Source organism: Nocardia carnea (assembly GCF_029868325.1).
Taxonomy (GTDB): domain Bacteria; phylum Actinomycetota; class Actinomycetes; order Mycobacteriales; family Mycobacteriaceae; genus Nocardia; species Nocardia carnea_C.
Genome location: NZ_JARWNW010000253.1, coordinates 1 through 22386, shown reverse-complemented (window position 1 = coordinate 22386; position 22386 = coordinate 1). Strand labels below are relative to the sequence as shown.

Below are 22386 nucleotides of genomic sequence, written 5' to 3'. Positions count from 1 at the left end.
CCGGTCGGCAGCCGTCGCACCGTACGGCTCTTCCGGATGCTCAGTGGCGGATCGGGCGCACAGTCGTCCGCCGGTCCGGCACCGCGAAAGGTAACCGTTCGAGAATCGGTACGGCAGCGCCTGCGAACAGCGGCCGGCCGGCGGCCAGGCGTGGGTAGAAGGAGAAGCGGGGCGCGACGCGCAGGGGGGGACTACAACCAAAGCCCCCCACCCCCCCCCCCCCCCCGGGGCGCCGGCCCCCCGCCGGCCCCCCCCGGGCCCCGGCCCCCCCCGCGGGGGGTCGGTTTCCCCCCCCGGGCCCCCGGACCCCCGCACCCCCGCGGATCCCCCACGTTCCCCCGGATCCGTACTTTCCGGGATGCGCACCGGGTCCTCCCCAGGCACCGGTTCGCATCCCGCCCCCTCCTTCGGCGGCGCGACTACTGGCGGGTGCCGACGACGCCGGGCTCGGTGCGACCGTCCTGGATCAGGTATCCGGGCGCAGACAGTTCGATGGTCGGCTGGGTGATCATCAGCGGGGTTCCTCTTCGCGGTGTGAGTGCCGGTGTGTTCTCCGGCATGACTCAACAATGCGGCCCCGCGCTTGGCGCCCCCTTAACGTGAACTTATAACGCTGAGAACACGATCCGTCACAGTGCAATCAAGGTCGTGGCACGGGTTGTGCGGGTGTCCCGCCGGCCGGGCATCTCGGGCATCATGGAGGGCATCCGCTACGACAAGAGTGGGAGTGTCGATGGATACGTTGGTCCTATGGGCGCTGGCCTCGGTGGTCTATTGGTTCGGCCTGCTGTAGCCGCGCCCGTACCGACATCGTGACGGCACGGCACGAGTGCCGCTGGGTGTGACGCCCCTGATCGATCCGGGATCGATCAGGGGCGTCACGTATCTGCGCCGATGCCACGCCCGCCGGTACCGGCACTGCCGGCAGCCCGGCATTAGTGTGTGCGCATGGCGCGTTTCGGTGGGCTCCTGGCGGGAGTCGCAGCGGTAACACTGGTGGTGGGACAGGTTTTCGCGGCTCAGGCGCAGGCCGCGCCGGCGCAGGTCGAATGCGCGGTGAGCTCCGGGCGGGAACCGCAGCGGGCGCAACCCGGACAGGTGGGCCTGGACGCGCAGCGGCTGACCGACGCACTGACCTTCGCCGGTGGCCGGAACCGATTGAATGTGCAGGTATTCCGGCACAACTGCCTGGTGGGCGAGGGCCCCGCCAACGCGCAGACCGGGCATATCCCGTGGAATGTGTGGAGCGTGACCAAGAGTGTGGTCTCACTGCTCACCGGGATCGCCGCCGACCGCGGTCTGGTCGATATCGCGGCACCGATCGACCGGTATCTGCCGCCGGGGCTGGGCGATCCGCGACGCCGCGCGATCACGGTCGAGAATCTGCTCACCGAAACATCCGGTATGCGCACCGGCGTGGTGACCGAGGGCATCACGGGAGCTGTCCCCATCGATCCCAACAGCGCTGTTCAGGCGCTGGGTGTACCGCTGGATCACGAACCCGGCACCGTGTTCACCTACAGTCAGCGCACCGTGGACCTGCTCTCCTATGTGGTGGAGCTGGCCGTCGGCGAACCGCTGCAGGAGTTCGCGCAGCGAGAGTTGTTCACGCCGTTGGGGATCGAACGCGGTGACTGGTATTGGGCGCGGGACCGCAGCGGTCACACCTACGGTTACGCACATCTGCTGATCCCGCCGGACGATCTGGCCAAGCTGGGGCTGCTGGTGGCCAACAACGGTGATTGGGGCGGGCGGCAGGTCGTCTCCACGCAGTATCTGTCCCGCGCGACCACCCCGTCCCGGGCGAACCCGTGTTACGGCTACCTGTTCTGGCTCGGATCGACCTGCGCGGAGAATCCGTCGTTCCTGCCGCCGGATACCTACGCGATGTCCGGGATGGGGTTGCAGAACGTCTTCGTCGTGCCGAGCCTGGATCTGGTGGTGGTGTGGACCGGCGTTTTCGGCAATATCAGCAAGTACGGTCCGGCCGGGATCATCCAGAACTTCGAGGAATTGCCGCACGAATTCTTCCGGCGGCTCATGGCCGCGTTCCAGGAACCGCCGGTTGCCGACCCCGGCCCGTACGTGGAGCCGCCGGTGAAAGCGGACCCGAATGCCTATATCGACACCGAAATCCTGCTAGCAGTCTTCGGGATCGGCAATTCGGCGTATCCGGGCTGCAATGTGTTCGCCTGCCTGAGCCAACCGCTGGCGGCCCCGTTCACCGACGCGCCGCCGGGTTGTGTGTTGCTGGCCTGCCTCGGACCGGATCCACGGACCCCGGGTATCCACTGAGCCCGCTCCCCTCCCCGGCACGTGCAGCGCACCGGGGAGGCAGGCTCGTCGTCACCGATCGGCGAGCAGGACTTCCGCGATCTGGATGGTGTTGAGCGCAGCGCCCTTGCGCAGGTTGTCGCCGGAGATGAACAGCGCCAGACCGCGACCGTCGGGCACACCGGGATCCTGGCGGATACGGCCGACCAGGGATTCGTCCTTACCGGCGGCGGCCAGCGGCGTCGGCACATCGGTCAGCTGCACGCCGGGCGCCTTCGCCAGGATCTCCTGGGCCCGCTGCACCGACAGCGGATCGGCGAATTCGGCGTTGATCGACAGCGAATGGCCGGTGAACACCGGGACCCGCACGCAGGTGCCGCTCACCAGCAGCTCCGGCAGCCCGAGAATCTTGCGGCTCTCGTTGCGCAGTTTCTGGTCCTCGTCGGTTTCGCCGGAACCGTCGTCCACCAGCGAACCCGCGAGCGCGAGCACGTTGAAGGCGATGGGTGCCACGTACTTGTTCGGGGCCGGGAAATCCACGGCGCTGCCGTCGTGGGTGAGTTTCTCGGCGTCGTCGATCACCGCGCGGGTCTGGGAGGCGAGTTCCTCGACGCCGGCCAGCCCGCTACCCGAGACCGCCTGGTAGCTGGACACGATCAGCCGCTGCAGCCCGGCCGCGTCGTGCAGCGGTTTGAGCACCGGCATGGCGGCCATCGTGGTGCAGTTCGGGTTGGCGATGATGCCCTTGGTGAGGTTGCGGGTCTGTTCCGGATTGACCTCGCTCACCACCAGCGGGACATCCGGGTCCTTACGCCATGCCGACGAATTGTCGATCACCGTGACCCCGGCCGCCGCGAACCGCGGCGCCTGCACACGCGACATGGTCGCGCCCGCGGAGAACAGGGCGATATCCAGGCCGGCGGGGTCGGCGGTTTCGGTGTCCTCCACCACGATCTCACCGCCGCGCCACGGCAGTTTCTTACCGGCCGAGCGGGCCGAGGCGAAGAACCGCACCTCGTCGGCCGGGAAATCGCGTTCTTCCAGCAGTTTGCGCATCACGGCGCCGACCTGCCCGGTCGCGCCGACCACGCCTACACGTACACCCATCGGTTATCGCCCCGTTCCGGCGTGCACGACGGCGACCTCGTCGCCGCCGAGATCGAAGGCGCGGTGCAGCACCTGCACGGCGTCGTCGAGTTCGGTGTCCTTGACCAGTACCGAGATGCGGATCTCGGAGGTCGAGATGAGGTCGATATTGATACCGGCCTCGGCCAGCGCCTCACAGAAGGTGGCGGTGACCCCGGGGTGGCTCTTCATACCGGCGCCGACCAGCGACACCTTGCCGATGTGATCGTCGTAGAGCACCTGCGAGAAGCCGATCTCCTCCTGGTGGCCGGCGAGCATCTCGACCGCCCGCTGACCGTCGGAACGGGGCAGGGTGAAGGTGATATCGGTCTTACCGGTCTCCACCTTGGAGATGTTCTGCAGGACCATATCGATGTTGATCTCGGACTCGGCGACGGCGCGGAACACCTTGGCGGCGTATCCGGGAACGTCCGGTAGCCCGACCACGGTCACCTTGGCCTCGCTGCGGTCGTGCGCGACGCCCGTGAGGATTGCTTGTTCCAAGGGGATGTCCTCCATCGATCCGTATACGTAGGTGCCCGGCTTGTCGGTATAGGACGAGCGCACATGCACGGGCACGTTGTAGCGGCGCGCGTATTCGACGCAGCGCAGCATCAGCACTTTGGACCCGCAGGCCGCCATCTCCAGCATCTCCTCGTAGGAGACCTGCTCGAGCTTCTGCGCGTCGGCGACGATGCGTGGATCGGCGGTGAAGACGCCGTCCACATCGGTGTAGATCTCGCAGACGTCGGCTTCCAGCGCGGCCGCCAAGGCGACAGCGGTGGTATCCGAACCGCCGCGGCCCAGCGTGGTGACGTCCTTGCTGTCCTGGCTCACGCCCTGGAAACCCGCGACGAGCACGATCGTGCCCTCGTCGAGAGCTTCCTGGACGCGGCTGGGCGTCACGTCGATGATCTTGGCCTTACCGTGCACCGATGTGGTTATCACACCGGCCTGGGAGCCGGTGAACGACCGCGCCTCGGCGCCGAGAGTGTGGATGGCCATGGCCACCAGTGCATTGGAGATGCGTTCACCGGAGGTGAGCAGCATATCCATCTCCCGGGCGGGTGGCGCGGGAGCGACCTGTTCGGCCAGGTCGAGCAGTTCGTCGGTGGTGTCGCCCATGGCCGAGCAGACCACGACCACGTCGTGGCCTTGCTTCTTCGTCTCGACGATCCGTTCGGCGACGCGCCGGATCCGGTCGGCCGAGGCGACCGAGGATCCTCCGTACTTCTGGACAACGAGTGCCACGAGGGGTCCTCCAATGTCGGCGAACAGGCGATCAGTGCATAAGCGTACCGAGCCCGCCGTGCTTGTTCCGGCAGTATCCGCCCTGGCTGTGGAATAACACACAGCCGCGTGACGTCACGTTTACCGCGCCGGGCGACCGCCCGACGCGCGGGCGCCCGAGCCGGCCGCCGGGCCTGCTTCAGCCGCGTTCGAACCAGGTGACCTGCGCCCCGTTGCCGAACTCCTTGCGCCGCAGGGGGGTGAACAGCGTCGGCCGGAACGCCCCGCTGATGATCGGGACGCCCGCACCGGCCGATACCGGATAGCTCTTGACGATCAGTTCGTCGATCTCGTCGATCAGCGCTCCGGCAAGTTTGCCTCCTCCGGCAAGCCAGATGCCCTTGCCTTCCGGACCTTCTTCCCGTTTGACGCGCCGCACGAGTTCGACCGGGTCGGTACGGACGAGTTCGACCTCGGGATCGTCGATCCGCTCGAGCGTGGCCGAGACGACGTACTGCTTCATATGCGGGTAGGGGCTCGCGATACCGATCTCGAGAGCCGGGTCGTAGGTTCCGCGGCCCATGACCAGGGTGTCCCAGCGCTGGTTGGGCGTATCGACGGGCAGGCCGACGAGTTCCCGGATATGGCGCGGGACCGTTTCCGGATAGCGGGCATTGATCCACTCCATCATGTCGCCGGCCACTGGATAGAAGTCGACTTCCCCGCCCGGACCGGCGATATAGCCGTCGATGGACGCGCCCACGTAGTAGGTCAGTTTTCGCATGAGGTACCGCCTGTCCATATCACTGCACTTGAAGTGGTTTGAACATAGTACTACGACTGAAGTGGTGTCAAGGAGTGGGCGGGCTCGCGAATCCGAATCGAGCCGATCTGCCATAGCGGGCAGCCGGGGGTTGTGATACCCGACACGATCGCCGAATAATGGAAATCATGATGGCGAACGTCGGAGACCGCTTGCATGTGCACGGGCACACCGTCGGGCAAAGTGATCATGAAGGGGAGATCGTCGAAGTACGCGGACCGGAGGGATCACCGCCGTACATCGTGCGTTTCGACGACGGCCACGAGTCCCTGGTCTTCCCCGGACCGGACGCCACGGTCGAACATCCGCACTGAGCCCACCACCCCCCGCGAACAAGGCCCTGAGCAAACGCCCGTAGTTATCGACGAGCCGCATGCCCACGGGCCGGGCACCTTAATCTCACCGGGCAGCGTGTTGACGATCACGCGCGGGCCGGGAGACAATCGTGGCCTATTCGTAATAACCGGGGGCGCGAGGGACCAGATGCGTACGAAGACCGATATCAGTTTCGACGTCCAAGCCGATCCATCACAGGTAATGGACGCACTGATGGCGGTCGAGATGTTCGCCGAATGGTCACCCGATTTCACCGACGCCAGGGTCGCCACGCGCGACGATGCCGGTCGCCCGCGGCGGGTATTCGTCCAGGTCGACATCTCGAATACACCCGATATGCAGGTGTGGGAATTCAGCTGGTCGGACCACCGGATGTCGTGGGAGGTCGCCGACAGTACCCGCGGGATCAGAGGCGGCGGGTCCTTCGAGATCACCGGCGACGCGGGCGGTAGCCAGGTGGTACTGCACGTCGAACAGCACACCGCGGTCCCGCTACCGGGTTTCCTGGCCAAGCGCACGGTCCGCAGAACCTACGAGACGCTGGTGGAGAATTTCACCGATTATGCCGAACAGTTCGGCGAATCCGAGGCCTACGACCTCGTCTGATTCCGCTGCCCGTTGATATGCCGCGCGGTCAGGTGGTGCGGTGTCGGGCCGTAGGCCGAGGGCGCGACCTTGACCCCGGACCGCACGGAATCACGGATCTGGTCGACGTTCTCCCGGATCATGTCCGAAACCAGTTCATCGGTGCGCGGATCGGCCAGCACCTGGAACAGGATGCGGAAAACGGTATCGGCGACCAACCGGATGATCTCGTCGTGGAACGGGATATAGCGCACCCGGCCGGTCTGCGGATCGTTCTTGATCATCTCGACGATCATCTCGTCGAGTTCGCCGCGGTTCTCCTCCAGCGCGTTCGCGATATTGCGGGTGTAGTGGCCGGTACGAAGTACCGCGGTGACCTCCTCCATGATCGCAATGGTCATCGGCCGCTTGATGACCTCCACGATCGTGCCCACGGAATGATTGATCACCGCCGCGGTGACCCGGTCACCGAAGACCCGATCAGCCACCCGGGCCAGGCGTACGAGAATGACGATGATCCGCAGCAGCCGGAACGCCCGGAAGAACGGGCTGGTCACCGGGATCATGCCGAGAACTTCGTACCAGTAGACGAACGGATAGGTCCACGGCCAGCCGGCCCGCCGCCAACGCCACAGGAACTCGACCGCGAAAACGGCGCAAATCGTGTAGTCCGCGAAGACGATGTAGCGGTAGGTATCGGGATCCACCTCGAAGAAGGTGATCCAGCAGACCAGCACCACCGACGCGATGGCCAGTGCCAGCATGACGAAATCGGTCCACAGCGCGGGCGGCTTCCGCGGGAACTCGTCCGGTTCGGCCGTTGCGGCTACGGCCACCGGCCCGGGTCCCGTGGACGACGGTGTTGACACCTACATTCCCTTCGACGCCGAAAAAATCGTAGTCAAGTATTACCCGCTCACCGCCCGCCCGAGCCGCCGAATACGCCGCCGTGCGGGCCGGACACCACTGAGCGGGACGGCACCGGGCGCCTCCGGGCCGTCGGCGTCGCGCAGATTTCTTCCGTGTTCAGCGACCCTCGCGAATGATCGCCTCGATATTGCGCTCGGCCAGTGCGGTGATGGTGAGTGACGGGTTCGCTGTCGCCGTGCTGCCGGGAATCGCCGCACCGTCCATCACGTAGAGACCGCGATAGCCGTGCACCCGGCCGTAGGAATCGGTCGCCTTACCGAGCACGGCACCCCCCAGCGGGTGGGCCGTGAACAGGGCGTTTGCGTCGTATCCGAGCGCACTGTATTCCGCCAGTGCCCCGGCCCGCTCCGCGATCCGCCGATCCACCGCCAGCGCGGCCGCGGTCACCTCCTCCTGCGCCCGCGCCGGCCAGGACAGCCCGACGCCGCCGGTCGCCGGGTCGAAACCGAAGCGAGCCCGAGTGGGGTCCAGGACCACGGCGAGCGAGGCCAGCGCGCCGGTCTCGAACGGGATACCGGGGATGTACCAGTTCTCCAGAGTGAGTGCGGTACCGCTGTCGTCGTAGATGCGGCTGGCACTGGGCACGCCCTGCCCGTTCCCGGCGACCGAACTGGCACCACGGGCCAGCACCACATCACCGTTGGTGCCCCAGCCGTCGCCGATATGCTCGTTCAGCCGCGGCAGCGCACCGGTCTCCCGGGCGCGGACCAGCAGTTCCGAGGTCCCGATCGACCCCGCACCGAGGAACAACTTGTCGCAGGTGATCGTGCGGGTGCCGACCACCACACCGGTGGGATGGAGTTTGGATACCGTGACCGCGAACCGGCCGCCCGGTTCCTCGGCGATGGCATCCACCCGGTGCCCCGGGAAGATCCGCGCCTTACCGCCGGCCTGGGCTTCCTTCAGATAGTTCTGATTGAGATCGAATTTGGCGCCGTTGGAATTGCCGAGATTGCTGCGGCCGACGGTCGCCGAGGGCCGGGTGGACCCGTTCAGTTCTCCGCGCAGCACATCCCAGGTGAAGATCGAATCGTTCGGCACGGGCCGGTAGCCGGCCTTCCGGACCTGGTCGTCCCAGGCGCGCGAATGGCTGAAGGGCGGCGAGTGGTAGATATCGGCGGGCATCGTATCGAGGCGGAGCATGGAGCGGACCCGCGGGTAGTAGACGCGCTCCAGTTCCCCGTAGTCGACAACGCCACCGAAGACATGGTCGAACAGCCGGCGCTCCGGCGCGATCATGGCGCCGGTGAAGATCACCGATCCACCGCCGACGGCGGCCCCACGCCAGACATCGATACCGGGATAGCACGTGCAGTCCAGTACGCCGCCGAAATCGGCGAATTGCATCGGCACCTTGGTGACGCCGGTGAAGCTGGTGGCGTGCCAGAAACCGCGGCCGTCGGGCAGATCGTCGCCGGTGAAAATCTCGCGCCAGGGGTCGTTGGGCCAGCGTGAACCGCGTTCCAGCACTGTGGTCGCGACCCCTGCCTGCGCCAGCCGTAGCGCGGTGACGGCCGCGCCGAAACCGGAGCCGATGACGATGGCCTCGGTATGTTGCGGCGCGTCGGGTATGGGTTCGAAGATCTCCGGAACCCATTGGGCGAACAGTTCGTGCCAGATCGGCTGTGCCGCGGCCCGCGGAAGGACGGAGCCGGGTTTCGCGACCCCCGATCCCACCGCCCCGACCAGCGCAGCCATCCCCGCGGCCTTGAAAAGGGATCGCCTATCCACCCCTGTACCTCTTTCGTAACGCAACAAGCGCAGGGATGGTACCGATATTCACCGGTATTGAACAGCGGAAGCGGCGAACGCCGGTGGGCGCGAGTAGGATTCGTACTGGTCAGACGAACAACATGCTGGTCAGCCGAATACCAGGCGGATCACCGCGATCGTGCCCACCACCACGATCACCGCGCGCAGCACATTCGGGGACAGCCGCCGCCCCACCCGCGCGCCGATCTGGCCGCCGATGATCGATCCGGCCGCGATCAGCGCGACCACCCGCCAATCGATTTCGGCGACCGCGATGAAAACTGCCGCGGCCAATGCATTCACCAGCAGCGCCAGCACATTCTTCACCGCGTTGAGCCGCTGGAGTTCGTCCTGTACGAACACCCCGAGCAGACCCACCAGCAGCACGCCCTGGGCGGCACCGAAGTAGCCGCCGTAGATCCCGGTCGCGAAAATCGCGGCCAACAGGATCGGGCCGCCGTGGGTGGGAGTGGCCTCCTTATCGCGCTGCCGTTCGCGCACCCACGCCGACAGCCGCGGTTGCAGTACGACCAGTACCAGCGCGGCGATGATCAGCACCGGCACGATCGTGGCGAATGCGTCTTCGGGCAAGTTGAGCAGCAGCACCGCACCCACCGCGGCACCCAGCAGCGACGCCGAGCCGTACCGCAACAGCCGGGCCCGCTGGCCGGCCAGTTCCCGGCGGTAGCCGATAACGCCGCTGAGCGAACCGGGTACGAGACCGACGGTGTTGGAAACATTCGCCGTCACCGGCGGCAGGCCGACGGCGAGCAGTACCGGGAAGGTGATCAGCGTCCCGGACCCCACGACAGCGTTGATGCCGCCCGCGGCGATACCCGCGGCGAAAACGGCCAGCATTTCCAGCCAACTCATGCTCGACCTCTCGACCTCGCCGGAACAGTCCGGTCACTCGCACCGCACCCAGGCACGCTAACTGTTGCAGACCTCGGCAGTAGCGACCGCCCCGCAGACCGAAGCGCAATTCCGCACCACCCACATGGGGGTCACCTGCCTCACCGACGCGAGGCGCCACCTGCGCCACCTCGAGAACGCGCCGGCCGCCGCGGGCCCGTGACATCACCGGAGCGTTCACGCGGTCCTGCCCTGGTCGACGGCTACCCTGCCACCGGCTCGGCGACGACCTGGGCGGGGTCCGGGTGGACTCGACACCCGGGCGGCTGTGAAACGTCGACCCTCCGCACCGCCTTGTCAGGGGTGGCGGCGCAGGGGGTAGACTCGCACGGGTCATGCAGCGGGCTCTTCTTCTCAGCCGCCGCGACGGGGTCTGATCGGACCGGCTTCCCGTCGCGGGGTTCCGCCGCGCCGGTCGACCCAATTCGGGAAACAATCTCACCCACGGAGAAATCGCATGTCACCCGCTGACGCCTTCGTATCGAGCACGCGCACCATCACCGCGCCCGCCAAGCCCGCGCCCGCCGACCAGCCCGCGTGGAACCAGCAGAAGAATTCGTCCATGCCGGTTTTCCGCTACCGGCCGTTCGCCGAAGAGGTCGAACCCGTCACCCTGCCCGACCGGACCTGGCCGGACAAGGTGATCGACCGCGCCCCCGCCTGGTGCGCCGTCGACCTGCGCGACGGTAACCAGGCGCTGATCGACCCGATGAGCCCCGCCCGCAAACGCCGCATGTTCGATCTGCTGGTGCGGATGGGTTACAAGGAGATCGAGGTCGGTTTCCCGTCGGCCAGCCAGACCGATTTCGATTTCGTCCGCGAGATCATCGAAGACGGCGCGATCCCCGACGATGTCACCATCCAGGTGCTCACCCAGTGCCGTCCCGAACTGATCGAGCGGACCTTCGAGGCCTGCTCCGGCGCCGCGAACGTGATCGTGCACTTCTACAACTCGACCTCCATCCTGCAACGGCGGGTGGTGTTCCGGGCCGATCGCGACGCGGTCCGCAAGATCGCCACCGATGCCGCGCGGCTGTGCCTGGAGGTCGAGCAGCGCTACCCGGACACCAATTGGCGTTACGAGTACAGCCCGGAGTCCTACACCGGCACCGAGCTGGAATACGCCAAGGAGGTCTGCGACGCGGTCTCCGAGATCATCGCCCCCACCCCGGACAAACCACTGATCATCAACCTGCCCGCGACCGTGGAGATGGCGACCCCGAACGTGTACGCCGACTCCATCGAATGGATGCACCGCAACCTGGCGCGGCGCGATTCGATCGTGCTGTCGCTGCATCCGCACAACGACCGGGGCACCGCCGTCGCCGCCGCGGAGCTCGGCTATCAGGCCGGTGCCGACCGGATCGAGGGCTGCCTGTTCGGTAACGGCGAACGCACCGGCAACGTCTGCCTGGTGACCCTGGGGATGAATATGTTCTCCCAGGGTGTGGACCCGCAGATCAACTTCTCCGATATCGACGAGATCCGCCGGACGGTGGAGTACTGCAACCAGCTGCCCGTGCACGAACGCCACCCCTACGGCGGCGACCTGGTGTACACGGCGTTCTCCGGTAGCCATCAGGACGCCATCAACAAGGGCCTCGACGCCATGAAGGCCGCCGCGGACGCCGCCGACACCGATGTCGACGATATGTCGTGGGAGGTGCCCTACCTGCCGATCGACCCGAAGGACGTCGGCCGGACCTACGAAGCCGTCATCCGGGTCAACTCGCAGTCCGGTAAGGGCGGGGTGGCCTACATCATGAAAACCGATCACGGCCTGTCGCTGCCGCGCCGGCTGCAGATCGAGTTCTCCCAGGCCGTCCAGCAGATCACCGACGGCGAGGGCGGCGAGGTCACACCGAAGGAGATGTGGGACGCCTTCGCCGACGAGTACCTGACCCCGATCCGGCCGTTGGAGCGGATGCGGCAGAAGGTGACCGCCTCGGAAACCGACGGCGGTACCGACAGCATCACCGCGGTGGTCAAGGTGGACGGGGTCGAACAGGAGATCTCCGGTAGCGGTAACGGTCCGCTCGCGGCCTTCGTCGACGCCATCGCGGCGGTCGGCTATCAGGTCGAGGTGCTCGACTACTCCGAGCACGCGCTGTCGGCGGGTGACGACGCCCAGGCCGCGGCCTATGTCGAATGCGCGATCGGCGACCGGATCGTCTGGGGTGTGGGTATCGCCACCTCGATCACGACCGCTTCGCTGCGCGCGGTGGTCTCGGCGGTCAACCGGGCCGCCAGGCAATAATCCGAGCTCGTCGGAGCACCCCTCGGCCGCCGCACCCGCATCCGCCGGGTACGGCGGCCGAGGCCGGGAATGCACCGGCGTGCGTTACGCTGCGCACCTGCTAGCGTTGGTGCCGACTCCACGCCGCCGAGCTCTCTGCTCGAAAAACCCGAGCAGATGGGGGAACTGTGACTACTGACGACCACAACCCGACTTCCCAGCCCTGGCCCCCGAGTCAACCGGCAGATACTGCCGGCGGCGGTGAGCCGGAGAAAACACCGCCCACCGATCCGGCGACCGGGTCGCCGTCGGATGCCGACGCGGATTCGCGGGGCAGCGATACCGGCAACCCCGACGCCGCGGCGAACGAGAACGCCGCCGGAAGCGACGCGGAGCCGGCCCCCGCCGGCAACATCCAGTACCAGGCTCCCGAGGCCGGTGCGCCCGCCCCGTGGCCCGCCGATCCCGCTGCCGGCCCGTGGGGCGGGGAGAACGGATTCGCCCCGCCCGGCGCGGACGGTCAGGCACCGGCCGGTAACGGTGCGGCGCCGATCGATTCGTTCGCACCGCCGGCCCCCGGCGGCCAGTTCGCCGCTCCCGGTGCCGAATCCTTCGCACCCGGCAGCGGCCAGTTCGCCCAGCCGGACCCGAACCAGTTCGCGCCCGGCGGTCAGTTCATTCAGCCGGACCCGAATCAGTTCGCTCCCGCGAACACCGGATACCCGAGCGGCCAGTTCGCGCAGCCGGATCCCGGCCCGGCCCCGGCGCACGGGAGCGGACAGTTCGCGCAGCCGGACCCGAATCAGTTCGCTCCCCCGAACTCCGGCTATGCCGGCGGTCAGTTCGCACCGCCGGACGGGAACCAGTTCCAGGCCACGAACTTCGCCCCGGGCGCCGGTCCGTTCGATCAACCGAACGCGTACCAGGCCCCTGCAGGCCCCGCCGGGTTCGAGCCGCCACAGCCAGGTGGATTCCAGGCTCCCGAGGGCCCGCACAGTAGCGGGCAGTTCGAGCAGCAGCCGGGGTTCCAGGCACCCGGGCCCGAAAGCGGTGCACCGCACGGCAGCGGGCAGTTCCCGACAGCCGACCCGAACCTCTATCCCGGACAGCACAACCCGGAGCAGCCGCCCTACAGCGCTCCCGGCGCGGGCGGGCCGGGGCCGGACGGCGGCCGATTCGACCAGGCCCCGGGCGGTTACGCACCGACCGGCTTCCCCGAACCCGGTGCCGCCCCCGGGCCGCAGGGTGAGGCGCCGGGTAGCCCGGACTACGGCTGGGCTCCACCACCGATGCCGGCCGCGCCGCCCCAGCAGCCGCCGTTCCAGCAGACCCCGCCGCCGGTGGGCAACCCGCCGTCCGGGCAGTTCGGTACACCGGACTGGGGCGGGAACCCGGCACAGACCGGCGGCGGACAGCAACCCCCGCAGCAGCAGTTCCAGCAGCAGCCGGGCCAACCGCCGCAGGGGCAGTTCCAGCCGCGGCATATGCCCGAACCGGGCCAGCCGGGGCATTCGGTCAACGATCTGAACCTGCTCAAACGTGCGCGTAAGGCACCCCGGGGCGGCTGGCGCCGCGCGGTGCACAAGGTGTCGCGCGGCGTGATCAATCCGGGGGAATCGGCCGCCGATATCGTCCACCGCGACCTGGTGGGCCGGGTGAACGCCCCGGTACACGGTGATTTCCGGATCGCGATCCTCTCGCTCAAGGGCGGGGTCGGCAAGACCACCACCACCGTCGGCCTGGGAGCCACCTTCGCCTCACTGCGTGGCGACCGGGTGATCGCCATCGACGCCAACCCCGACCTGGGTACCCTCGCCCACCGGGTGCCGCGGCAGACCCGCTCCACCGTGCGCAATCTGCTGGAAGACCAGAACATCACCCGGTACTCGGATGTGCGCGCGCATACCTCGCAATCGCCGAGCCGGCTGGAAGTGCTGGCCAGCGAGCAGGATCCGGCGGTTTCCGAGGCGTTCAGCGAGGCCGATTACCGGCGCGCGATCGGGATCCTGCAGTCGTTCTACAACATCATCCTCACCGACTGCGGTACCGGGCTGATGCATTCGGCGATGTCCGGTGTGCTCGATATGGCGAGCTCGCTCGTCCTGGTGACCTCACCCGCCATCGACGGTGCGCGCAGCGCCTCGGCCACGCTGGATTGGCTGGACTACCACGGGTATTCGCATCTGGTGCGGCAGACGGTGGTCGTGGTGAACGCCTCGCGGCGCGGTTCCACCTCGGTGAATCTGGATCATTTGCGCCGGTTGTTCCTGGACCGCACCCGCGCGGTGCAGGTGGTGCCGTTCGACGATCATCTCGCCGAGGGCGCGGAAATCGATCTGGAGCTGGTGAGCAAACCGACCCGGCTCGCGCTGCTGGAGCTGGCCGCGATGGTCGCCGACGATTTCGCCAACGTGGACGGGTATCCGTACGGGAACCGCTACTGACCGGGTGCCGCGGGCGGTGGCTCGGCGGTGGTCCGGCGGGCCGCCGCCGCGAAGGAGTCCAGGACGGCCGCGATTGCCGGGCGGGTGTCGGCGCGCGGCCGGGTGACCAGATCGTAGAGCCGGGCGGCGCGGACGCCGGACAACCGGAGCTGGGACAGACCGGTGTGGGTAACGACGTAGCGCGGCATGAGCGCTACCCCGTATCCGGCGGCGACCAGGGTTTCGATCATGCGGAAATCGTTGAGCCGCTGAACAATTCGCGGCGCCACGCCGGTGACGGTGGCGATCGAGCGCAGGACATCGTCCACCGGGAAACCACCGCGCACACTCAGCCATGCCTCTTCGGCCAGTTCCGCCGGGGTGACCGCGGATTTTCCGGCCAGCGGATGGCCGGGCGGAACGAGCACATCGATGGGTTCACGCATGAGGACCCGCGAGCTGATCCGGGGCCCGGATACCGGGGCGGCACGTTCGTCGCGGTGGGTCAGCACGATGTCGTAATCGGCGAGCAGGCGCGGTGTCTCGGTGGGCGGTACATCCTCGTCACCGGCGACGATGTCCACACCGCTGCCCGCCATGGCCGGAAGCACGTGCGGTAGCAGCAGCGCCCCACCGGACGGGAACACCGCCACGCGTACCTGTCCGCGGGGCGAGCCACGGTAGTGGGCCATTTCGGCGACCGCGCGATCGAGTGCGGCCAGCACCTCGTCGGCGCGGACGACGAGGGCGTGGCCCGCATCGGTCAGCCGTACCCGGCGGCCGCTGGGTTCGAGCAGGGTGACCCCCGCCTCCCGGGTGAGCACCTTCAATTGCTGTGATACCGCCGACGGTGTCATCGACAGAGCCGCCGCCACGGCGCCGACCGTGCCACGATCGGCGAATTCCCGCAGGATACGGAGCCGTTCCACGGATAAGTTCGGACCCGGCGACACCATTAAGCAATTCTAAATCATTCGTCCATAACAATTCGATTGTGCTCATTGTTCAAACATCCCACGATTGAACGGTGACCCCCCGCGACCGCCTCCTCGCCGCGACCGTCGTCCTGCTGTGGGGCGTGAACTTCCTGGCCATCCGGGTAGGACTCGACCATCTACCGCCCTTCTTCTTCGCCGCCCTGCGCTTCGCGGTCATTGCGGTGCCCGCACTGCTGTTCATCCCGCGGCCACGGGTGCGATGGCGCTGGATCCTGCTCTACGGCACAGGGTTCGGCATCCTGCAATTCGCCTTCCTGTTCACCGCCATGCGCATCGGGATGCCCACGGGGCTGGCCTCCCTGGTGCTGCAATCCTCCGCGCCGTTCACCGTGGTCCTGGGTGCGCTGCTGCTGCGGGAACGATTGCGGCCGGTACAGGTCGCCGGGCTGCTCGTCGCGGTGGCGGGCATGGCGCTGATCGGCTGGAATCAGTTCGCGCACGCCGCGCTGCTGCCCGTACTGCTGACGCTGGCCGCCGGATTCGGCTGGGCGCTGGGCAATATCGGGGCACGCCAGGCGAGTGTGGAGGCCCCCGAGGGCAATCCACTGCACCTCACTCTGTGGATCACTACGGTGCCGGTACTGCCGCTGCTGGCGATATCCGCGGTCTGGGAGGGGCCCACGACGGGAGTGGAGGCTCTGCTGGACACCTTCACCGCGGACGGCTGGCCCGCACTGGCGGCCATCGGCTATACGGCCGTACTGGCGACGGTGGTCGGGTCGGGGCTGTGGACCTACCTGATGAGCCGGTACCCGGCGGGGAGTGTTGCGCCGCTATCGCTGCTGGTTCCGGTGGTCGGATTCAGCGCGGCGTGGATATTTCTGGGTGAGACGCCTGCGCCGGCGAGCCTGATCGGTGGCGCGGTGGTCATCGCGGGTGCGTTTGCTGCCACCGCGGGCGCCCGCAAACCGGCCGGCGCGCGCCGGGAGGTTCTGGCACCAGCCGGGGCCGATCCCCTATCGGGGCAGGGAGGTCCGGTCGCGCTGCACGGCGCCATCACGGCGCCGAAGCGGGATACCGCGACGATCCGGCACTGCGGCCGGGAAACCGGAGCGGTTGCGCCCACGGGCTCAGCGTGCCCGACCGAACACGCGGTCCGGTAGCGCCGGTTCCCACTCGGTCGGTGCGCCGCGGACAGCGCACCCCGTTAGAGTATGGCGCAATCGCGACAGCAATCCGGATCGAGTAGTGGACACAATGGCACAGCATCGGTGGCCCGCCACGGGTACCGCAACGGTTTCTGATCAGCGGACCACCGGTTTCGGGGTGGTTTCCCGGCGCACCGCGCTCCGGGCGGCGGCCGCCGGAGTCGGCGTCGCGGCCGCGGCGGCACTCCCCGTACGGTCGGCCGGCGCGGCGAAAACCCGGGTCGCGGTGCTGGGCGGCGGGGTCGCCGGGCTCACCGCGGCACACGAACTCGCCGAACGCGGGTACGAAGTCACCGTCTACGAACGCCGGGCACTGGGCGGCAAGGCCCGCAGTATGGGCGTACCCGGCACCGGTCGCGGCGGGCGGCCCGACCTGCCCGGCGAACACGGCTTCCGCTTCTTCCCCGGTTTCTACCAGCACGTACCCGACACCATGCGGCGCATCCCGTTCGCCGCCAACCGCAACGGCGTATGGGACAACCTGGTGTCGGCACCCGAAGCCCGCTTCTCGCGAGCCGGCGGCGACGATATCCGCGCTCCTATGACATTCGAGGGCCTGTCGACCCTGACCGCCGACGGTATGCGCGAAAGCCTGGCCTCGGCGATCTCCACCATGCTGAAGATGCCGCCCCGGGAAGGACTGTTCTTCGCCAACCGGCTGCTGGTGTTCAACACCAGCAGCGATGCCCGCCGCCTGCAACAGTGGGAGCGAACCTCCTGGCTCGATTTCGTCGGCGGCCACGAACGATCACACGAGTTCCGGGCGCTGATTTCGCGCACACTGACCAGCCTGCTGGTCGCGGCCAAGGACGAACTGGCCAGTGTGCGGACCATCGGCACGATGGGTGAGCAGTTCCTCGGCAACCCCCTGCAGATCGGCTTCGACGGGGACCTGGACCGGGTCCTCAACGGCCCCACCAACAGCGCCTGGATCGACCCCTGGGTGGCGCTGCTGCGCGATCTCGGAGTGCGGTTCGAGGTCGGCGCCGAGGTCCGCGGCCTCGATATCAGCGACCGGCGGATCACCGGCGCCCGGATCGTCACCGCGAACGGCGGCACCGAAACGGTGACGGCGGATCATTTCGTGGTCGCGCTGCCCGCGGAACGCGCCCGCGACCTGTGGAGCGCCGATATTCTCACCGCCTGGCCCGAGCTGGCGAAGATGAGCCGGCTCTACACCGACTGGATGACCGGAATCCAGTTCTACCTGCGCCGCGGTGCCGCGCTCGGCAGCGGTCACAGCGCCTATATCGACTCGCCCTGGTCGCTCACCTCGATCGCCCAGAACGCTCTCTGGGCGCGCAAACTGCCGGAATACGGCGACGGAACCGTCCAGGACTGCCTCTCGGTGGATATCTCCGACTGGAACACCCCCGGGATCCTGTTCGGCAAAACCGCCAAGGAATGCACCCACGAGGAAATCGCGAAGGAAACGTGGGCGCAGATCCTCGCCCACCTCAACGATCGCGAGGAACTGCTCCGCGATACCGATCTGCATTCCTGGTTCCTCGACCCCGGTATCACCTGGCATGCCGATCGCGGCGAGAACAGCAACGCCGACCCGCTGCTCATCAACACCGCGGGCTCGTGGGACGCACGGCCCGAACCGCACGGCGGAGTCGAGAACCTCTTCCTGGCCGGTGACTATGTGCGCACGAATATCGACCTGGCGACCATGGAGGGCGCCAACGAATCCGCCCGGGCCGCGGTGAACGCACTGCTCGACGTCACCGGGTCGAACGCACCGCGCTGCCGTACCTACACCCTGTACCGCGCCGTCGAACTCGAGCCGCTGCGCCAGGCCGACGCCGCCGACTTCGCCGCCGGACGCCCGAACCGGTTCGATATCCAGTTCTGAAACCGGACCGCGCCGGTTCTTCGCGCTCTGGGAGCGGACTGTCTCCCGTTACCCTCCCCGCGGTCAGGCGGCCTCGGCCGGCGGACCTGGGCCGCCGGCTCGGCGATCAGCCGACGATGTGGTCGACGACCGGTAATCGGCCGGACCGGACAGAGCGGTTCCGCCGCGCACATTGTCACCAGGGCGTGAACTCACCCGCGCCGAATGAGAGCGGGCGCCGCGGATCATTAGACTGCCCGCGTGGCAGATATCTCGGTGCGCGGGCGAACAGCCCTCAGAGTGGCCGACGCGGCGGCGTGGGCATCGCGCAAGGCGGGCCGTGGCAACGGTTCGATGATCGGCGGCCTCCTGGCCCTGCGCATCGATCCCACGATCATGAAGCAACTCGGCCGCGGCAAGCGGACCGTGCTGATCACCGGTACCAACGGTAAATCCACCACCACCCGGATGACCACCGCCGCGCTGAGCACCCTCGGCGAGGTCGCCACCCAGGCCGACGGCGCCAATATGGACGCCGGAATCGTCTCGGCGCTCAACGTCCACCGCGATGCGCCGCTGGCCGCTATCGAGGTGGACGAACTACATCTGCCGCATATCACCGATTCGCTGAAACCCGAGGCGGTGGTCCTGCTCAACCTCAGCCGCGACCAGCTGGACCGGGTCGGCGAGATCAATATGATCGAACGCCGGTTGCGTTCGGGGCTGGCCCGGCATCCGGATACCGTCGTCATCGCCAATTGTGACGATGTGCTGATCACCTCGATCGCCTACGACCATCCCAATGTCATCTGGGTCGCGGCGGGCAGCGGCTGGGCGATGGACGCCACCAGCTGCCCGCGCAGCGGGGAACCCATTCTGTGGGAGGGGCCGCACTGGTACAGCACCGGCGCCGATTTCACTCGGCCACAGCCGGATTGGTGGCTGGACGGGGATAAACTCTGCGGACCCGACGGTGTCCGGCTGCCACTGCGGCTGGCTCTGCCCGGCCGCGCCAACCGGGGTAACGCCGCGCAGGCCGTGGCAGCGGCCGTGGCCATGGGCGCCGAGGTGGAGCAGGCGTGCGCGGCCACCGGCACAGTGCAGGAAATCGCGGGCCGGTACCGCACCGTGCAGGTCGGCGAGCATGCCGCCCGGCTGCTGCTCGCCAAGAACCCGGCCGGCTGGCAGGAAGCGCTGTCGATGATCGACCACAGTGCGGCCGGCCTGGTGATCGCGGTGAACGGGCAGGTCCCCGACGGGGAGGACCTGTCGTGGCTGTGGGATGTGCGATTCGAGCATTTCGAGGACGTCCAGGTCGTCGCCGCCGGGGAGCGCGCGACCGATCTGGCGGTGCGGCTGACCTACGCCGGGGTCGCGCATACCACCGTGCCGGATCCGGTCCGCGCGATCGCTTCCTGCCCGGCGGGGCAGGTCGAAGTGCTGGCCAATTACACGGCGTTCCGCGATCTGAACCGTGACCTCCGGGAGCGCACACAATGAGCGAATCGACCGTCCGGATCGGGCTGGTACTGCCCGATGTGATGGGCACCTACGGCGACGGCGGCAACGCGGTGGTACTGCGGCAGCGGCTGCGGTGGCGCGATATCGACGCCGAAATCGTGGAGATCACCCTGCCCGACCCGGTCCCGGACTCGCTGGACATCTACACCCTCGGTGGTGCCGAGGATTCCGCCCAGCGCCTGGCGACCCGACACCTGCTGCGCTATCCCGGCCTGCAGACAGCGGCCGGTCGCGGCGCCCCGGTCCTGGCCATCTGCGCGGCGATCCAGGTACTCGGCCAGTGGTACGAAACCTCCAGCGGCGAACGCGTAGAGGGTGTCGGGCTGCTGGACGCCACCACCACCCCGCAGCGCACCCGTGCGATCGGCGAGGTCACCACCGCACCACTGCTGCCGGGGCTGTCCGCCCCGCTCACCGGATTCGAGAACCACCGCGGCGGGACAACCCTCGGACCCGCCGCCACCGGCCTCGCACGGGTGACCCGCGGCGTCGGCAACGGTGTCGGCGACGGCCTCGAAGGTGTGGTGCAGGGGTCGGTCCTCGGCACCTACATGCACGGCCCCGCCCTGGCCCGCAACCCGGAACTCGCCGACCACCTGCTCTGCCGGGCTCTCGGCGTGGACTCGCTGCCACCCCTGGATCTCGCCGAGGTGGACCAACTGCGCCGCGAACGGCTGCGTGTTTGATTGCGTCCCCTCCGGTCGGTCGAGGCCGGTGATCTTGTTATGCGCGGGTAGACGAATCCGTGGGCGAGCCTGCTATACGCGGGTAGACGAATTCGTGGGCGGGGGGCTATACGCGGGTAGACCCGTCCGTTAAGGGGCGGGCTGTAATTTTGGAGCCGCGCTGTAATTTTGGAGCCGCGCTGTAATTTTGGAGCCGCGCTGTAATTTGGAGCCGCTCCGCGGCTCGAGGGTGGGGCCCTTATAGGCCCGGTTCTTCACTCCTCCGCTCCTCCGCTTCGCTCCCCCGCTCCGTCGCTCCAGAACCGGGCGGGCCCCACCCGGGGAAGTGAACCATCCGAGGGGCGGGGTGGCTGGTAGTTGCATCCGGGGAGGACTCGAAGGGGTTTTGCACTTGGAGCCGGGGGGCGAGACCCGCGCGCGGCGGGGTGCCGTAGACACTGTTGAGGTGAGCTACGACCATATGCTGCTGCCGTCCGGTGTTGCCGCTACGCCTGCCGAGGTGGATGCGTATTTCGCTACGCAGGAAGGGCGGGTGGAAACGGCCGCGGTGGCGGCGCTGGCGGCCGAGTTGAACGACCGTAATGCCGAGCTTCCGGAAGCGGACAGCTTTCTGAGTGCGCCGGTGGGCGGGGTGCCGTACGGGGCGGCGCTGCATATCGCGAGCCCTTACGATGCGATCGGTTTCGTCCGGAATCTGGTGTTCGAACTGGCGACCCCGCGCGACTACGCCGTCTACGACCCGCAGCTGACCTGGCTGATCGACCCGGCCGGGCATATCCCCGTCACCGTGACGCACGGAGGCGCGGGCGAATTCCCGTACCTGACCGAACCCCTGGCTCATTTCTGGATTCACGAATTGGCCGACCCGAACCCGTATCTGATCGTGGAACGAGAGCCGCAGGTCTATATCCAGACCTACCGGAATGCGACGCAGGATTTCACCCTCGAATACCGCGACGGCGCTCCCGACCGGCATTTCACCACGCAGGTCGAGGACGCGGATACCGTCGCCGACCTGATCTGGGACTGGACCCGCCGCAACCACGAGCGGCTCGACCGGCTGCCCTGGGAACGACTCGAAATGTAAACACCGGCAACTGGGAACGGTAGGCCAACAGCCACACCCCCGAAACAACAACCAACGCCCAGCCCTCGATACTGCGAGACTCACGAGAATGCCGCGGCAACCCGGCCCGGTACCGACTACCGGGCGTTGTAGTGGATCTCACCGGGGCGTTCGGCGTACCCGACGAAACCCACCGAACCGAACGTAACCAGCGGTGCCGCCGAGTCTTACGAGGCCCTGAAAGGTTTTTGCCCCTTGCCCCGGGGGGGGGCGGGCGGGCATGGGCGGGGGGGGCTCCTACCACCCCGCGGCCTAACCGGGGGGGCTATAATTTCATCGGCGGGGCCGGGGCCACGCCCGCGACGGTGACCCGGTCCGCGACCAGTGGGTGGCCGGGTGCGGCGGCCCCCCGGGGCCGGGGGGCGCGGGTACCGTGCCCCCCGGGGGGGGGGGCGGCCCCGGCGCGAACCCCCCCCCCGCCCAACAATAAGGCCGCCCCCCCCG

Annotated in this window: 17 protein-coding genes; 10 read left to right on the top strand and 7 right to left on the bottom strand. The window is 67.8% G+C overall.

Annotated features, from left to right (window positions below; all coding sequences use genetic code 11):
- Positions 1-948 precede the first annotated feature (948 nt).
- A complete protein-coding gene (locus tag QH196_RS22955; protein ID WP_280417886.1) occupies positions 949-2295 on the top strand; it encodes a serine hydrolase domain-containing protein in 1347 nt (448 codons plus the stop codon).
- 51 nt (positions 2296-2346) lie between these two features.
- Here QH196_RS22955 and QH196_RS22950 read toward each other — a convergent pair whose 3' ends face one another.
- The 3 genes from QH196_RS22950 to QH196_RS22940 all read right to left on the bottom strand — a co-directional run bounded on the left by QH196_RS22950 (position 2347) and on the right by QH196_RS22940 (position 5413).
- Complete coding sequence (locus QH196_RS22950; RefSeq protein ID WP_280417885.1) at positions 2347-3381, bottom strand: aspartate-semialdehyde dehydrogenase; 1035 nt, start codon at positions 3379-3381, stop codon at positions 2347-2349.
- 3 nt (positions 3382-3384) lie between these two features.
- Positions 3385-4650, bottom strand: a complete 1266-nt coding sequence (locus tag QH196_RS22945; RefSeq protein WP_033243913.1) for an aspartate kinase — start codon at positions 4648-4650, stop codon at positions 3385-3387.
- Positions 4651-4828: 178 nt separating this feature from the next.
- A complete protein-coding gene (locus QH196_RS22940; protein WP_280417884.1) occupies positions 4829-5413 on the bottom strand; it encodes a dihydrofolate reductase family protein in 585 nt (194 codons plus the stop codon).
- Between the two features lie 167 nt (positions 5414-5580).
- Between QH196_RS22940 and QH196_RS22935 the strand changes: the two genes are divergently transcribed.
- Entirely contained in the window at positions 5581-5766 is a 186-nt protein-coding gene (locus tag QH196_RS22935; protein ID WP_033244474.1) for a DUF1918 domain-containing protein, read from the top strand.
- Positions 5767-5935: 169 nt separating this feature from the next.
- On the top strand, positions 5936-6394 hold the full coding sequence (locus QH196_RS22930; protein WP_280417883.1) for an SRPBCC family protein: 459 nt from the start codon (positions 5936-5938) through the stop codon (positions 6392-6394).
- Here the strand turns inward: QH196_RS22930 and QH196_RS22925 are convergent.
- The 3 genes from QH196_RS22925 to QH196_RS22915 all read right to left on the bottom strand — a co-directional run bounded on the left by QH196_RS22925 (position 6379) and on the right by QH196_RS22915 (position 9928).
- A complete protein-coding gene (locus tag QH196_RS22925; RefSeq protein ID WP_280417882.1) occupies positions 6379-7242 on the bottom strand; it encodes an ion transporter in 864 nt (287 codons plus the stop codon). The two genes, QH196_RS22930 and QH196_RS22925, sit on opposite strands and share 16 nt — an antisense overlap.
- A gap of 157 nt (positions 7243-7399) precedes the next feature.
- Positions 7400-9001 carry a GMC oxidoreductase gene (locus tag QH196_RS22920; RefSeq protein ID WP_432279542.1) on the bottom strand — a complete coding sequence of 534 codons (1602 nt, stop codon included), beginning with the start codon at positions 8999-9001 and terminating at the stop codon, positions 7400-7402.
- Positions 9002-9163: 162 nt separating this feature from the next.
- Complete coding sequence (locus QH196_RS22915; RefSeq protein WP_280417880.1) at positions 9164-9928, bottom strand: sulfite exporter TauE/SafE family protein; 765 nt, start codon at positions 9926-9928, stop codon at positions 9164-9166.
- 496 nt (positions 9929-10424) lie between these two features.
- Between QH196_RS22915 and leuA the strand changes: the two genes are divergently transcribed.
- Together leuA and QH196_RS22905 are read left to right on the top strand one after the other, a co-directional pair.
- A complete protein-coding gene (gene leuA / locus QH196_RS22910) occupies positions 10425-12224 on the top strand; it encodes a 2-isopropylmalate synthase (protein WP_280417879.1) in 1800 nt (599 codons plus the stop codon).
- A gap of 656 nt (positions 12225-12880) precedes the next feature.
- Positions 12881-14647, top strand: coding sequence for an AAA family ATPase (locus tag QH196_RS22905; protein ID WP_432279541.1), 1767 nt, complete (start codon positions 12881-12883; stop codon positions 14645-14647).
- On the opposite strand, the gene QH196_RS22900 is transcribed toward QH196_RS22905, so the two are convergent.
- On the bottom strand, positions 14641-15582 hold the full coding sequence (locus tag QH196_RS22900) for a LysR family transcriptional regulator (protein ID WP_280417878.1): 942 nt from the start codon (positions 15580-15582) through the stop codon (positions 14641-14643). The two genes, QH196_RS22905 and QH196_RS22900, sit on opposite strands and share 7 nt — an antisense overlap.
- Positions 15583-15653: 71 nt before the next feature.
- On the opposite strand from QH196_RS22900, the gene QH196_RS22895 reads away from it, so the two are divergent.
- The 5 genes from QH196_RS22895 to QH196_RS22875 all read left to right on the top strand — a co-directional run bounded on the left by QH196_RS22895 (position 15654) and on the right by QH196_RS22875 (position 21903).
- Positions 15654-16727 (top strand): EamA family transporter, encoded by a 1074-nt coding sequence (locus QH196_RS22895; protein ID WP_280417877.1) that lies wholly within the window; start codon positions 15654-15656, stop codon positions 16725-16727.
- Positions 16728-16821: 94 nt separating this feature from the next.
- Positions 16822-18630: a hydroxysqualene dehydroxylase gene (locus tag QH196_RS22890; protein WP_280417876.1), complete on the top strand. Its 1809-nt coding sequence runs from the start codon at positions 16822-16824 to the stop codon at positions 18628-18630.
- Positions 18631-18870: 240 nt separating this feature from the next.
- The gene (locus tag QH196_RS22885) at positions 18871-20109 is read left to right on the top strand and encodes a MurT ligase domain-containing protein (RefSeq protein WP_280417875.1); all 1239 of its coding nucleotides are present in this window, start codon (positions 18871-18873) and stop codon (positions 20107-20109) included.
- Positions 20106-20816 (top strand): type 1 glutamine amidotransferase, encoded by a 711-nt coding sequence (locus QH196_RS22880; RefSeq protein ID WP_280417874.1) that lies wholly within the window; start codon positions 20106-20108, stop codon positions 20814-20816. Before QH196_RS22885 ends, QH196_RS22880 begins: the two co-directional genes overlap by 4 nt.
- Before the next feature lie 445 nt (positions 20817-21261).
- Positions 21262-21903, top strand: a complete 642-nt coding sequence (locus QH196_RS22875; RefSeq protein WP_280417873.1) for a hypothetical protein — start codon at positions 21262-21264, stop codon at positions 21901-21903.
- Positions 21904-22386: the final 483 nt, after the last annotated feature.

Coding starts and splice junctions, on each gene's coding strand:
- QH196_RS22930 (WP_280417883.1), top strand. CDS start 5,936: ATGCGTACGAAGACCGATATCAGTTTCGACGTCCAAGCCGATCCATCA.
- leuA (WP_280417879.1), top strand. CDS start 10,425: ATGTCACCCGCTGACGCCTTCGTATCGAGCACGCGCACCATCACCGCG.
- QH196_RS22940 (WP_280417884.1), bottom strand. CDS start 5,413: ATGCGAAAACTGACCTACTACGTGGGCGCGTCCATCGACGGCTATATC.
- QH196_RS22890 (WP_280417876.1), top strand. CDS start 16,822: ATGGCACAGCATCGGTGGCCCGCCACGGGTACCGCAACGGTTTCTGAT.
- QH196_RS22920 (WP_432279542.1), bottom strand. CDS start 9,001: ATGGCTGCGCTGGTCGGGGCGGTGGGATCGGGGGTCGCGAAACCCGGC.
- QH196_RS22950 (WP_280417885.1), bottom strand. CDS start 3,381: ATGGGTGTACGTGTAGGCGTGGTCGGCGCGACCGGGCAGGTCGGCGCC.
- QH196_RS22935 (WP_033244474.1), top strand. CDS start 5,581: ATGATGGCGAACGTCGGAGACCGCTTGCATGTGCACGGGCACACCGTC.
- QH196_RS22900 (WP_280417878.1), bottom strand. CDS start 15,582: ATGGTGTCGCCGGGTCCGAACTTATCCGTGGAACGGCTCCGTATCCTG.
- QH196_RS22955 (WP_280417886.1), top strand. CDS start 949: ATGGCGCGTTTCGGTGGGCTCCTGGCGGGAGTCGCAGCGGTAACACTG.
- QH196_RS22880 (WP_280417874.1), top strand. CDS start 20,106: ATGAGCGAATCGACCGTCCGGATCGGGCTGGTACTGCCCGATGTGATG.
- QH196_RS22915 (WP_280417880.1), bottom strand. CDS start 9,928: ATGAGTTGGCTGGAAATGCTGGCCGTTTTCGCCGCGGGTATCGCCGCG.